The 12,864-nt window shown below is 32.1% G+C and carries 13 protein-coding genes; 5 read left to right on the top strand and 8 right to left on the bottom strand.

What is annotated here, in order from left to right:
* Window position 1: 1 nt before the first annotated feature.
* A complete protein-coding gene (locus tag ABJF52_RS14340) occupies window positions 2-2,857 on the bottom strand; it encodes a CHAT domain-containing protein (RefSeq protein WP_348151619.1) in 2,856 nt (951 codons plus the stop codon).
* Window positions 2,858-2,960: 103 nt separating this feature from the next.
* On the bottom strand, window positions 2,961-3,743 hold the full coding sequence (locus ABJF52_RS14335) for a hypothetical protein (RefSeq protein ID WP_348151617.1): 783 nt from the start codon (window positions 3,741-3,743) through the stop codon (window positions 2,961-2,963).
* A 346-nt stretch (window positions 3,744-4,089) separates the two neighbouring features.
* Between ABJF52_RS14335 and ABJF52_RS14330 the strand changes: the two genes are divergently transcribed.
* Entirely contained in the window at window positions 4,090-4,278 is a 189-nt protein-coding gene (locus ABJF52_RS14330; RefSeq protein ID WP_348151614.1) for a hypothetical protein, read from the top strand.
* Window positions 4,279-4,506: 228 nt separating this feature from the next.
* Here the strand turns inward: ABJF52_RS14330 and ABJF52_RS14325 are convergent, their stop codons facing one another.
* The gene (locus ABJF52_RS14325) at window positions 4,507-4,647 is read right to left on the bottom strand and encodes a hypothetical protein (RefSeq protein WP_348151612.1); all 141 of its coding nucleotides are present in this window, start codon (window positions 4,645-4,647) and stop codon (window positions 4,507-4,509) included.
* Between the two features lie 346 nt (window positions 4,648-4,993).
* Between ABJF52_RS14325 and ABJF52_RS14320 the strand changes: the two genes are divergently transcribed.
* Window positions 4,994-5,728, top strand: a complete 735-nt coding sequence (locus ABJF52_RS14320) for a LytTR family DNA-binding domain-containing protein (protein ID WP_348151609.1) — start codon at window positions 4,994-4,996, stop codon at window positions 5,726-5,728.
* Between the two features lie 54 nt (window positions 5,729-5,782).
* Window positions 5,783-7,708, top strand: coding sequence for a tetratricopeptide repeat protein (locus ABJF52_RS14315; RefSeq protein WP_348151606.1), 1,926 nt, complete (start codon window positions 5,783-5,785; stop codon window positions 7,706-7,708).
* Window positions 7,709-7,728: 20 nt separating this feature from the next.
* Here the strand turns inward: ABJF52_RS14315 and ABJF52_RS14310 are convergent, their stop codons facing one another.
* Window positions 7,729-8,298, bottom strand: a complete 570-nt coding sequence (locus ABJF52_RS14310; RefSeq protein WP_348151603.1) for a DUF3109 family protein — start codon at window positions 8,296-8,298, stop codon at window positions 7,729-7,731.
* A gap of 117 nt (window positions 8,299-8,415) precedes the next feature.
* Here ABJF52_RS14310 and ABJF52_RS14305 point away from each other — a divergent pair, with 117 nt between their 5' ends.
* Together ABJF52_RS14305 and ABJF52_RS14300 are read left to right on the top strand one after the other, a co-directional pair.
* Complete coding sequence (locus tag ABJF52_RS14305; protein ID WP_348151600.1) at window positions 8,416-8,994, top strand: MarC family protein; 579 nt, start codon at window positions 8,416-8,418, stop codon at window positions 8,992-8,994.
* Between the two features lie 15 nt (window positions 8,995-9,009).
* On the top strand, window positions 9,010-9,213 hold the full coding sequence (locus tag ABJF52_RS14300) for a hypothetical protein (protein WP_348151598.1): 204 nt from the start codon (window positions 9,010-9,012) through the stop codon (window positions 9,211-9,213).
* Here the strand turns inward: ABJF52_RS14300 and ABJF52_RS14295 are convergent.
* The 4 genes from ABJF52_RS14295 to ABJF52_RS14280 form a co-directional block, all read right to left on the bottom strand.
* Entirely contained in the window at window positions 9,210-10,835 is a 1,626-nt protein-coding gene (locus ABJF52_RS14295) for a S41 family peptidase (protein ID WP_348151595.1), read from the bottom strand. The two genes, ABJF52_RS14300 and ABJF52_RS14295, sit on opposite strands and share 4 nt — an antisense overlap.
* Window positions 10,835-11,275 carry a dCMP deaminase family protein gene (locus ABJF52_RS14290; protein WP_348151592.1) on the bottom strand — a complete coding sequence of 147 codons (441 nt, stop codon included), beginning with the start codon at window positions 11,273-11,275 and terminating at the stop codon, window positions 10,835-10,837. The genes ABJF52_RS14295 and ABJF52_RS14290 overlap by 1 nt, the downstream gene beginning before the upstream one ends.
* A gap of 81 nt (window positions 11,276-11,356) precedes the next feature.
* The gene (locus ABJF52_RS14285) at window positions 11,357-11,941 is read right to left on the bottom strand and encodes a HupE/UreJ family protein (protein ID WP_348151590.1); all 585 of its coding nucleotides are present in this window, start codon (window positions 11,939-11,941) and stop codon (window positions 11,357-11,359) included.
* A 98-nt stretch (window positions 11,942-12,039) separates the two neighbouring features.
* Window positions 12,040-12,774, bottom strand: a complete 735-nt coding sequence (locus ABJF52_RS14280) for a TerB family tellurite resistance protein (RefSeq protein WP_348151587.1) — start codon at window positions 12,772-12,774, stop codon at window positions 12,040-12,042.
* Window positions 12,775-12,864: the final 90 nt, after the last annotated feature.

Here is a 12,864-nt window from a genome sequence, read left to right as displayed (position 1 = left end):
TTTATCGAAATAGAGAAGCTTTTCGTTTAAAATAAATAACACCTAAAAATACAATTATTAATATAATACCGGAAACAACATACCACCATAAATAATTTGTGGTTAGCGGAGTTATATCTCCAGAAACCACAAATGCTGACCAATAATAAGGGTGTCTCAATAAATTGTCTTCTGTAGTCTGGAGGTATTTTAATTTAGCATTTTGCAAGGCCTTAGATTTCGATTTTCCCTCACTTAATTCTTCGTAAAAATACTCCATTAATTTTACGCTACTCTTGTCATTAATTTTCCACAATGTATTAACTAACGATTTTGCTCCGGCATAATAAAAGCCTTTTGAGAGACTTAACATGCCCTGTCCTTTTTGCAATTTTCCAATACCTGTTTGGCAAGCACTTAAAGTTATCATATCAGCATTTAATGAAGTATTGTAGAGGTCTTTTATATAAAGAATATTGCTAGCTGTACTGTCGTTTTGTTGACTAAAAGCGAGATAGGAATAATCTGGATAAGCATCATTGGCAGAAGCATGTGTTGCTAAATGAATAATATTAAAATTCTCTGAATTCGCTTTAAAAGCTGCTAACGAAGCCTTATCATCTATAACCGCCTTAGTTTCATAAAACGCACTTATTTTTGAAACCTCATCATCATTATAAAGCAATTTTCCGAATTGTCGACTACTTTGAAACGCTGTAGCATCATCAAAACTTGGTGCAAAAGCTAAAACACGATTTTTGTTAGATTTAGCCTTTTTGCGAAGTTCCAAAAGTGACGTAACTGAATTACCATAACCAATATTTTTAGTTTCTAACAAATATGAATCTTTCCATTGTAAGAGATCAAATGGTAAATAGTGAAGTTCTCCATCCGGAATTATAGTTAGGTTTTCACTCTCGTAATTTTCAAGTGGCTTTCGAAGTAGTTTATTGAATAACGTTTCTCCTAAAACAGAAACTTCAGCAGCACCTTGGTCCATTGAAGGCTTAGAAATTAGTTGATAAAAATCGCTTACCAATTCTCTATCACCTTCATCAAAAGACAACTTATAAAAGTCTGATTTAGAATTATTTAAAACAATAACGTATAAATTATCCTTTGATAATGTATATGAAATTAAGGTACTATTCTTTTCTAAAACAAGATTTCGAATTGTTCTTAAATTTAAAGTTGTTTCTCGATACTTTAAATCGTGATATTTAGGGTACTTATGTTTTACTGTGTCTAAAAAACTATAATACTCTTGTTTTAACTTAAAAAGCTCATCAGAAAAATTACCGATAGTATCATTCGCATCGAAAATCTCTTTTTCTAATTTGGTTATTTGTGCTCTTATTTGCGTTTCCCTATCTAGTACACCCTTTGGTATTTCACTGTATTTTGTCGCTTGAGAACTACGCAAGGCTTCCAAAAGGAGAAAATCTTTACCTTTCTCACTAATATTTATAGCTAATTCCAGAAGCACTTCTGAGTGGTTCTTTTCATATGCCAAATAGACCACATCTAGCATTCTTTCAAATACAGGATAAACTTTTTCCGCTAAATACTGCTTATCTAATTTGCTGTCAAATTCCTTTTTTAGCAAGTCAAAAGTAGAAAGCATATCTCGCTCCAACGAAAGTGCTATTTTTAAATATTCTTCATCTTTTGAAGATTTATACATGCCTATTAAAAGCTGAAGTTTAATATCTAAAAGATATAATAATTGGTTTTTTGAAAATACACTTTCTGCATCGGGATTCTCATCATTGCGAACTATCCGGATGTTTCTTCCTGAAAAATTAAATCCCTTTTTAATTGATTCTAAACCTTCACCATACTTCTTTTGTTTTAATTGTAGTTCCGCAATTTTTCCGTAGACCTTTGCGACATCTTCATGCGGCTTATTTTGGCGATAAATTAAAAACTCATCAAGTGCTTTTTGATAACTCAACAAAGCCTTTTTATCCTGATTTTGCTTAGCATATAAATCCCCATAGAGCAGAAAATTTTGCTTTTGAAAAGAATCATTTGAAAGCAAATAATTTTCACTTTCCTTTAAATAATTAATCGCTTTTTGATATTTATTTTGCTTACTAGCATTCGCAACTAGTTTTTGATAAATAGCAATAATATTGTTCTTATACTCTTTGTCATCTACATAAAGAATTTTATAATCCCCCAATATATTTTGTAAGTGCAGATTTGCTTCTTCATACCTATTTGTAATAGTGTACAACTTGGATAACAGATGTATTGTGGCCCGTTCTAGACTTTTTGACTGAGTGGTTTTATATGTATGAACAAAACTTATGGATTGGTTAAAATAATTCTCGGCCAAATCAAATTTATCAGTGTTGGTATAAATTAATCCTAAATAATTTAAAGTATGCACAATCATTCCATATTCATTACCGCTTAGTTTTAATGGGTCTTTTTCTGAATAAGCTGCATAAAGCCTTTGGAAATATTTACTTGCGTTTTCATAATCTTTTTTATCATAAAAATAACTTGCTTTATCGAAAGCAAATCTATTATCATAGTACTCTAAATCATCCAAATTATCCCTAACAGCGTCTTTGCTTAAAAGATTTTCAAAATTATTTAGATAACTTTCGTATGCTCCTAAATCATAATAATAAGTACTAGTTAAAATTGCAGATATCAAAACCTCCATCCCATCTGAATATCTCGATAATTCTAATGAATAATTGTAAGCTGAATCAAAGTAGTAATAAGAACTGTCTTTATTTATTGTACGAAGTGAAATACCTTTACTATAATATTCTTCGATTAACTGCTCTTTCGACAAACTATCTTGACATACCATATTTGGTTGCGCAAAAAATATGACCAATAATAAAACCAAATATTTCATTTGTAAACTATAATGGTATTTTACAAAAATTCTAATTTATAGAAAAACAAAAGTCCCTGTCGTTGATTGTCAGAGACTTTCATTCTATTATTTTAAACTACTTCTATCTAATTTCAACTCTAGTTGAATAATTCAATTTACCCTTTACAATTATTAAATTTCCATTTTCGAGTTCAGGTGCTTTCAAGTTAAACTGACTCACCCCATTTATAGTTTTATGTGCCCCTATTTGTTTTCCCTGACTAATTACTTTACCCTCTTCTGATTGTAATACAACTTGGCGTACCGCTTCTTGATTATTAATAACATTTACCAATAATTCACCTACATTAAACACATGTTTACATTCTATTTCTGGCTTACCTAAACCACAACCACCAACAGCATCTTCGCCTTCTTTTATTAATCGAAATGCGACGGCTCCAATATAAATTGGTGATTTTCCACTTTCGCATTCCTCTACTTTTTTATTCAATTCGTTCAATTCGCTCTTTAAACTAGTGTTTCCAGAACGTACTTGCATTAATATGTTTCGTTGTCTTAACTTTAAATAACCACAAGAATTTTCAAGAATTGAACTCAATATTTCATTATTTAAATCAATTTCTTTTACTACACTTTCCCAAGTAGGTATTAGTTTTCTGCTGCCTTTTTCAATCTTAGACTCTAACACACTCTTTTCGGCTTCTAATTTATTGATTTGTGCTAAAAGGTAATATTGATGTAAATCGAGCTCAAACACTTCTTGCGTTTCAATACTTTTATCAATAATTCGCCCTTTAAACTCAGTAGATTCTAAAAAGACTTCGTCGGTTGGATTTTCGTTAGTGCATGAGCTCATTATGAGCACGAATGCAATTGTAAATACATAGTTCATTGCTTTCATATTTTTATAGTTTATATTGGTTAATGTTTATTTTTCCAATAAGTAAACACGATTTCGAGTGTTTTTTAAAATTAATTGACAAATTTTCACACAAATAGAAAAATGTATAAACAGTACTTTTTACTGTACCAGCTACAATCAATTACTTAGTGTATTTGTTAAATTAGGGGAAAAGAAATATTTAAAATAACTATAATTATTCGGCAACTGAAAACATTATTTATCTAGCAGAATTCCTTCACATATAGCAGATAAATAGACTGTTTTTGAAAGGTGTTTCAAGTGAGATTCAATTAGCTATACCATAAATAAGTGCAAAAGTTTAAGGTGTATCGAATCTTAATCAATGGAAGTTATAAATGATACCGCCAAACCGTACGGTCAATCTGATGTATCTATTCGATATGCCGAATATGGCGCTGATTTAGGTAGTTCCCCCGAAACCTATATCAAACATACACTACACCAACAAGTTGGTTTAGCGCTCCTAATGCGACAATCATCAGCTGATCAAATTCATGTTCTTAACATATAATTCTAGACCGTACCATAGTTGGATTGGCAGTTCCATAATATTGAAGCACAATTTCCCAGAATGTTACGAACGGGGAACTCTGCTTTAATTTCTTAAAATGTACCGGGGGAGTATCAAAAATACATAAAATTCAATGCATTACCCCAGTATTAAAAAAACTTAATATTTTGACGTACTTATTTTAATTTTCTTTCTCATTGAATTCTAAAGGCCTTTATCATTAGAAAGCTAATCCCTAACATAAATAAAATCTTTAGTGTTGTTTATTGCCATCACATCTTCAGTGTCTGGTATTGTATTGTTCTCAGAAATAATTGAAATAACTAAAACCGTCAAGAACACTACCAACATAAAAAAGCATTTTTTCATAACTACATTATTTAGCTCCTAAAACTTGTTTTTTCAAGTATTTATAAAGGGACCAAAATCATCCTTTTAACAAGAACTAAGTTAAAAGAACCTTTTTCCGACAGTCGATTAATTTGTATAAATGGGGCTTTTTACTGTATAATTGGTAGAAACCAAATTTAACATGTTATCCATAATTTAAATAAGTAATATTTGTAGTTTTATTTTGTAAGTTAAATACTACTTTATATCTGATTAAGAGTAATTTACTACCAACCATACTACTATTTCTTCAATTGGTACATCTTTTAAAAAAATGATAAACCTTACCTTTATTTTTGTTTATCTTTCTATAAAGTAATTGTAAATGATAAATGCTGTAATCGTAGACGATGAAATAAAGGCACTGCAAAGTCTTTCTTGGGAACTAACCAACTTTAGTGATGAAATTGATGTTAACGCTTCGTTTACTGACCCATATGAAGCGCTTAATTATTTGGAGAGTAATCCACCAGATTGTCTTTTTTTAGATATTGAGATGCCAAAAATGGATGGTTTTCAATTTATACAAAAGCTAAAAAACAAAACCTTCCCAGTTGTAATAACAACCGCATATAATCAATATGCAATTAAAGCATTAAAAAATGAAGCTATCGATTATTTATTGAAACCAATTGACACAGATGACTTAAAAGACACTATTGTAAAAATCAAAAAATACAATAAAAGGAATTATACTGCTGAAAAACTAGAAGACATTTTAGTAAATTTCAACGCTAACACGAGCCACAAAAAAATCACCTTTAATACAGATGGGAAATTACTCTTTCTAGATAGTGAAGAAATTCTTTACGCGGAGTCTGATGGCAATTATAGCACTATATACTTAACAGACGGTCAGAAACTTGTACTTACGAAAAAATTAAAAGAAGTGAATGATTTATTACCCAAAGATTCATTTTTTAGAATTCATAACTCGTACATTATTAACTTACAAAAAATTAAGGAGTTTCTTAAAACTGACGGTTATGTTGTTTTAACGTCTAACCATAAAATACCTGTTTCAAGACAAAAGAAATCTGATTTTCTTGATATGATTTAACCGCTATTGGCTTATATGAAATACCCTATGGCAGTAAAAACAAAATTATATCCAATGTTCCCACTTAAAAAAATATCTCTTCTTTTGCTCTTGTTTATTAATTTAAATGGGCATGCGCAAAATGTTCCTGCAGCGTTTCAAAAAGCAGTGGACAGCGTTCTTTCTGTAAAACCTACAACTTATCTCGATTTAGAAGACATTATTGGTTCTTATCAGAAAGATACCGTTCTCATGCGTTATTTAGCGGCAACATCGGTTAAAGAAAATTACTTAATTGGACAGGCATATGCCTTAAACCATATTGGCAGGAGGTATCGAAATTTATCGGAATATTCGAAAGCGTTGGCATTGCACCGACAAGCCTTAGAAGCTGCCACTGAGGCAAATAGTTTAGAATTTAAAGTATTTAGCCTAAACATGCAGAGTGTGGTTTTTCGTAGAACTGATGCTATTAAATCGGCATTGGACTATAGCCAAGAGGCCTTAGAATTGGCAGAATCTGTAAAAGAACCCTCTATTGGTATTAAACGAAGCATCAATGTTTCACTAAATAATATTGGGAACATTTATAGAAAATTAGACCAATACGATATCGCTATTAAAAACTTTCAAAAATCTTTAATTTTAGATAAAGAGTTAGGCAATAAACTAGGCTTAGCAATAAATCATCAAAATATAGGGGAGTGTTATGAAGCGCAGGGCAACTTAGAACAAGCTCTTGAAAACCACCTAACTTCACTTGATTATAATGAAGAAATCGATTCTGAAAGAGGTAGGATTATTTGCAAGTATAGCATTGCTCATGTCTATGTGCATCAAGGTAAAGCTCAAAAAGGTTTAAACCTACTAAATTCCCTAGTAAGCTCAGCTAAAAAGCTAGGTGATATGGAAATACTTACCGCATTACAAATTAATATCGGCTGGACATTAATTGAGTTAAAACGATATGATGAAGCACGTACAATTTTATTAAACAGTTTAGAGTTAGCACAAAAACATAACATACCAACTGCAATGTCTGAAGCATATGCTTACCTGTCCACTTTATGGGTGCATAAAGGTGATTTTGAAAAAGCGCTAGACTACTACAGACATTATAAAAAATATGACGAAGAAATTTCAAACGATCGTAATTTGCGTTACGTTACAGACGTAATTACCCGTTACGATTCAGAAAAAAAGAATACCCAAATACAAATACTTGCACAAGAAAACGAACTTGTTAAACTAGAACTTAAAAAAAACAAAACTGTTCTACTAATAAGCGGCATAGCCTTGGCACTATTAGCTGGCATTTTTTATATACTATATCGTCAATACCAATTAAACAATGAGAAGAAGGTGCTTACCTTAGAACAAAGCATGCTCCGCAGTCAAATGAATCCGCACTTTTTATTCAATTCTTTAAATTCCATTAAACTATATATTATTAATAATGAACAAAAGAATGCGGTATACTACTTAAACAAATTTTCCAAATTAGTTCGTAAAATATTAGAATCGTCATCGGTAAAAGAAATTCCATTAGCTGAAGAGTTAGAAACTGTTGAGTTATATATGAATATTGAAAATATTCGATTCTCGAATGAAATAAATTTTGTCATAACAATTGATAATGACGTAGACCCGCATGTAATTAAAATACCCTCATTAATATTACAACCATTTTTGGAAAATGCACTTTGGCATGGACTGTCGCCCAAAGAAGGTGAAAAAAATATAACGCTCCATATTAGTAGAGAAAAAATGTATATAAATATTGCTATTACTGATAATGGCATTGGACGTGAAGCTGCAGAGAAAATAAAGCAAAGTAAAGTTTTAAAACGAAAATCTGTGGGAATAGATATTACCAAAGAAAGGCTGGCCAATTTTTCTAGGGATTTTCAAAATTCTTTTGATATTGAAATTATTGACCTTTATGATGATGATGGAATTCCTTCAGGAACGAAAGTAATTTTACACATACCTACCTCGTAATTAGAGCAATTTTTAGTCTCTTATAAGTTCAATTCTTCAGCCACTTTTTCTATTTCATCGTACCATTCTTGACCAAATTTTCGAATTAAAGCCTCTTTTACAAATTTGTAAATCGGCACTTTTAATTCAGCTCCCAAAGCACAGGCAGGGTCGCAGATTTCCCACTTATGGTAATTAACTGCTGTTAGCTCAGTATACTCACGAACACGAACTGGGTACATATGACAAGAAACAGGTTTTTTCCAAGCAATGGCTCCCTGATTATATGCTTCTTCTATTCCGCATTTGGTGATGTTCGCATTATCAAAAATCACATAAGCACATTCGCTTTCATTTACTAAAGGAGTTTCCCATTCACCATCTTCTCCTTTTATAAAGGCACCTTGCTCCTCTATTGCTGCAACACCTTCAGGTCTTAGAAAAGGTTTCACCTTCGAATAAATATCTACTAGAATTTCGGTTTCCTTATCATCTAAAGGAGCTCCAGCATTACCATCAATACAACATGCACCCTTACAAGCGCTTAGGTTACAAACGAAATCTTGTTCTAATATCTCTTCCGAAACAATGGTTTTTCCTACCTGGAACATACTTCTAATTTAAAATATCAAAGATACTTTTTAAAGCGGATATCGTAGACAAATTAATTATATATGTATGCTTTCTTTGGGTTTAATTAAATGTACTTTTGCAAAAAATTTTAAGATATGGATATTCAATTCAATTTTCGAGAAATTGCTACAGCCACTATGGTCTTATTTGCTGTAATTGATATTTTAGGTAGTATTCCAATTATTATTGGCTTACGTAAAAAAGTAGGACATATACAGTCTGAAAAAGCATCGATTGTTTCGTTGATTATTATGATTGCCTTTCTTTTTGTTGGGGAGAAAATATTGAAATTAATAGGTATTGATGTTTACTCTTTTGCTGTGGCTGGTTCCTTAATTCTGTTTTTTCTTGCATTAGAAATGATTTTAGGTATATCATTATATAAAGAAGATGAACCAGAAAGTGCATCTATCGTGCCTATAGCGTTCCCGTTAATTGCAGGTGCAGGAACCTTAACTGCATTACTTTCATTACGAGCAGAATATAGAGTAGAGAATATTATTGTAGCTATTTTTGTAAATATTATTTTTGTATTTATTGTTCTTAAATCCTCAGGACGGATAGAACGTGTTTTAGGTTCAAACGGCCTAAATATTATCAGAAAAGTATTTGGTGTTATCTTATTGGCCATTGCTGTAAAATTATTTGCCGCAAATGCTAACCAATTGTTTTAAATAAAATATTATACAATGAATAGAATGCTATCTATTATTTTAATTGTTTCGGCCTTAGCATTAATTATCTACAATGTAACGATGGTCAATTTTGATAATCCTTTAGAGGGTAATAGTATTATTGCCATTATAGGAATTTTGGCATCACTTTGTGCTATAGTGTTAATTTTGATTTATAACACATCGAAAAAGATAGAAAAGAAAATTCATGAAGATTAATTATTAGCCTCTATCGCCTCAGCCTCACCTTGCCTTACAATTGGGTTGTCTAGTTCTAGTACTTTACTCAACATCGAATCTTCGGCACTTTTTATTTTAGCATGTAGATTTTCGTCAAATAGTTGTTCTGCAAGACCTGCTTTTAAATATAGTTTGATGCTCTCTTCAAAATCATAGAAATTCATATTCAAGTTTCTTGAAATTGAATACTGAACAAAATCACTAAACAAGGTGTCATCTACTTTAAAATCTCGTGCAAATTCAGATTTCGAGTAACCACTATAATCCAATCGATGTGTATCTAAATGTTCAAATATAAAAAAGGATAAAAAGCCTAAGTTATCCATACTTTCAACGGCTTCTTCTTCATTTGTGCCAATAGAAACGAATACATCAGGAATAATTCCGCCACCTCCGTAAACCACTTTTCCCTTGGGAGTTTTAAACTTTAGTGAGTCCGCTACTTTAATACTATCAGCAGAGATCATTTCCCCATTGTGATAACGATCATTAAACGATTGATAATAGTCTCTATTACCTTTGGTGTAATCTCGCTGAATACTTCTTCCGGTAGGTGTATAATATCTGGAGACTGTTAATCTAACTGCCGAACCATCACCCAAATCCATTTCACGTTGTACCAGACCTTTTCCAAAAGAACGTCTTCCTACAATGGTTCCTATGTCATTATCTTGTAAAGCTCCTGCTATTATTTCACTAGCAGATGCCGACCTTTCATTAATTAAAACATAAACGGGCTTATCCTCAAAACTACCTTCATCGGTAGCATATATTTTATTGATTTTGCCTTTCTTGTTTTTTGTAAAAAGTATCAACTTACCATCTTCAAGAAATTCATCTGCCATTTGTTCTGCTATACCCAAATATCCACCAGGATTATCTCTTAAATCTAAGGTTAATTTCTTGGCCCCAAGCTTTCTTAATTTGCCCAGTGCAGCTTTGAACTCTTTAAAAGTAGATTCTGCAAACCTATTTATCTTCATATAGCCCATATCATCAGTGAGCATAAAATATGAATCAACACTCTTGATTGGAACTATATCTCTTTTAACTTTAACATTAAAAATTTTATCTTCGTCTTTTCGGTATACTTTTAAGTTAACCGTTGTACCTCGCTTACCTTTTAAACGCTGAATTATCATTTCATTAGGCAAATTCTTACCATATAAAGTATCTTCATCAGCCATTAAAATTCTATCGCCTGCTTTTATTCCTTCTTTAGAACTAGGGCCATTTGGAATAGTTCTAATAACCGAAATTGTATCCTTATAAGCATAAAAATTAACACCAATACCTACAAAATCACCTTTCATATTTTCAGATACTTTAGTCATATCCTTTTCTGAAATATATACTGAGTGTGGGTCTAATTTTTCGAGTATTTGATTTACAGCAACATCGACTATACTATCAGTGTTAATCTCATCAACATATTCATAATCGATGTAATCAATTAATCTATTTAGTTTGTCTTTTTTCGAATTTGTAGTGAAGAGCTTCTCAGGAGTATCAGTATAATGCAATTTTCCACCAACAAAAATCCCTACCGCAAGAGCTGCAGCGATAATTGTAGGCCAAATAAAATTGTTTTTATTATTCATTATTCTTCAATACTGTCTATTACCGGAATAAAATCGAGTTGCACTCCTGCCTTTTCCAAAAATTTTAACCCAGAATCGTCTTTATAAGCCTTATGATATACTACACGTTTAATGCCAGATTGATGAATTAACTTACTACATTCTCTACATGGCGATAACGTAATGTATAAAGTAGCTCCCTCACAGCTCTGTGTTGAAGCGGCTACTTTACTTATAGCATTTGCTTCGGCATGCAACACATACCACTTGGTATATCCATCTTCATCTTCACAGTGATTTTCAAAGCCAGTGGGTGTTCCATTATAACCATCTGATATGATCATTCGGTCACGTACAATTATTGCACCTACCTGTTTTCTTTTACAAAACGATAGTTTTCCCCATTCTTTTGCCATTCGCAAATACGCTCTATCATATTTAATTTGCTTGTCAATTCTCATGGATAATTGCTAAAATACTAAGACTAAGATACCTGCTTTGTTTAAGCCTTACAACCGAATTAGGTTAATATTAAACTAATGCTACCATGGGAACGTTTCAAACAGCATTGGTATTGTAACTAGAAACAATAAAATTGAAGTACCTACGATATAAAATTTTCTTTCTACATGTAAGGCATTTTGTACTATGTAGGCTACCCACAATACAGCAAGTATAATAACAATTTGGGAGAACTCTATTCCCGTTGCAAAACCCAATAAAGAACTTAATTTATCGGTTTCTTCTGCCATTAACATTCTAAAATAATTCGAAAAGCCAAATCCGTGTATTAAACCAAAGAATCCGGCTGCTAAATAATGCAAAACAAAAGAACCCTCTCCTTCTTTTATTTTTGAATAGACAATGTTAAATATGGTAGTTAAACAAATGGTTACCGGAATTAAAAACTCAATTAAAGTAGTATCCATTGCAACAACACCGTATACTGATAACGCTAATGACGTGCAATGGGCAACTGTAAAAAGTGTAGCAAGTAAAAGAACTGACTTCCAGTTTTTAAAAACAAAAGGAACAGTTAGTGCTGCCAAAAATAAAATATGGTCATATGCCGAAAAGTCTAGTACATGCCAAAACCCCAATTTTATGTAAAACCAAAAATTTTCCATTTTTCACTTCTTAATCGCGTACAAACATCTAAAATACCATAGTTTTTCGTCCAACTAAAATAATTACTTTATAATACACTTCTGGCACTACAAACTACCTATAAACCACGTTCAGCTTGAATAGTCTCGTACGCTTTTTGAACCTCTTTAAACTTCTCTTCCGCACCTTTTTTAATGGCCTCATCTTGCGTATTTACCCTATCAGGGTGATATTTTTTAGCCATTGTGCGATAGGCTTTCTTAACATCTGCATCGGTAGCCGATTTTTGAATATCCAGAATTTTATACGCATTGTTAGCCGACTTAATAAACATCGCTTTAATACTCTCAAAATCGCGCAATGTTACGCGTAAATAACCCGCTATTTCTCGTATTTTATTTACTTCAGCATTACTAACATTACCATCTGCTTGAGCTATACCAAACAAAAAGTGTAATAATTGTAACCTAACTTCATAACGTGTACGCTGCGTCATAAAAGCACATATTCGCTGTGCAGATATTTCGCGCTTTTTATTTACTTCATTAAACGTTCTAAAAATGGCATTAGCCTTGTCTTTACCGTATGTGCTTACAAAATACTGTCTTACATAATCCGTTTCGCTCTGACTCGCCTTCCCATCTGCCTTAATCACTATAGAGCACAAGGAAAGCAAATTCAATTCAAAATCAGCAGGAGAAACACTTTGGCGTGTCATATCCTTAAAAACGGATTGTGCTCCGCCGCTACTGGAAGTCATGTTATCTAAAAAACTGCCTAATAAAAATCCTACTATCGCTCCTGGGAAACGAAATAAAGAATAGCCTACTAAAGCTCCAAACCACTTAATCATCTACTACAGAAATTTGGCCAAAGATAACTCCCCAATTGCAGCCCTACAAGATTCGTAGATATTATGACAATCATTTGTTAAGGTTCATCA

Origin of the sequence: Aurantibacter sp., assembly GCF_039941195.1 — a bacterium.
GTDB lineage: Bacteria > Bacteroidota > Bacteroidia > Flavobacteriales > Flavobacteriaceae > Aurantibacter_A.
This window is presented reverse-complemented; position numbering and strand designations above follow the sequence as displayed.

Coding starts and splice junctions, on each gene's coding strand:
- ABJF52_RS14335 (WP_348151617.1), bottom strand. CDS start 3,743: ATGAAAGCAATGAACTATGTATTTACAATTGCATTCGTGCTCATAATG.
- ABJF52_RS14320 (WP_348151609.1), top strand. CDS start 4,994: ATGATAAATGCTGTAATCGTAGACGATGAAATAAAGGCACTGCAAAGT.
- ABJF52_RS14325 (WP_348151612.1), bottom strand. CDS start 4,647: ATGAAAAAATGCTTTTTTATGTTGGTAGTGTTCTTGACGGTTTTAGTT.
- ABJF52_RS14340 (WP_348151619.1), bottom strand. CDS start 2,857: ATGAAATATTTGGTTTTATTATTGGTCATATTTTTTGCGCAACCAAAT.
- ABJF52_RS14280 (WP_348151587.1), bottom strand. CDS start 12,774: ATGATTAAGTGGTTTGGAGCTTTAGTAGGCTATTCTTTATTTCGTTTC.
- ABJF52_RS14290 (WP_348151592.1), bottom strand. CDS start 11,275: ATGAGAATTGACAAGCAAATTAAATATGATAGAGCGTATTTGCGAATG.
- ABJF52_RS14285 (WP_348151590.1), bottom strand. CDS start 11,941: ATGGAAAATTTTTGGTTTTACATAAAATTGGGGTTTTGGCATGTACTA.
- ABJF52_RS14305 (WP_348151600.1), top strand. CDS start 8,416: ATGGATATTCAATTCAATTTTCGAGAAATTGCTACAGCCACTATGGTC.
- ABJF52_RS14315 (WP_348151606.1), top strand. CDS start 5,783: ATGTTCCCACTTAAAAAAATATCTCTTCTTTTGCTCTTGTTTATTAAT.
- ABJF52_RS14310 (WP_348151603.1), bottom strand. CDS start 8,298: ATGTTCCAGGTAGGAAAAACCATTGTTTCGGAAGAGATATTAGAACAA.
- ABJF52_RS14295 (WP_348151595.1), bottom strand. CDS start 10,835: ATGAATAATAAAAACAATTTTATTTGGCCTACAATTATCGCTGCAGCT.
- ABJF52_RS14300 (WP_348151598.1), top strand. CDS start 9,010: ATGAATAGAATGCTATCTATTATTTTAATTGTTTCGGCCTTAGCATTA.
- ABJF52_RS14330 (WP_348151614.1), top strand. CDS start 4,090: ATGGAAGTTATAAATGATACCGCCAAACCGTACGGTCAATCTGATGTA.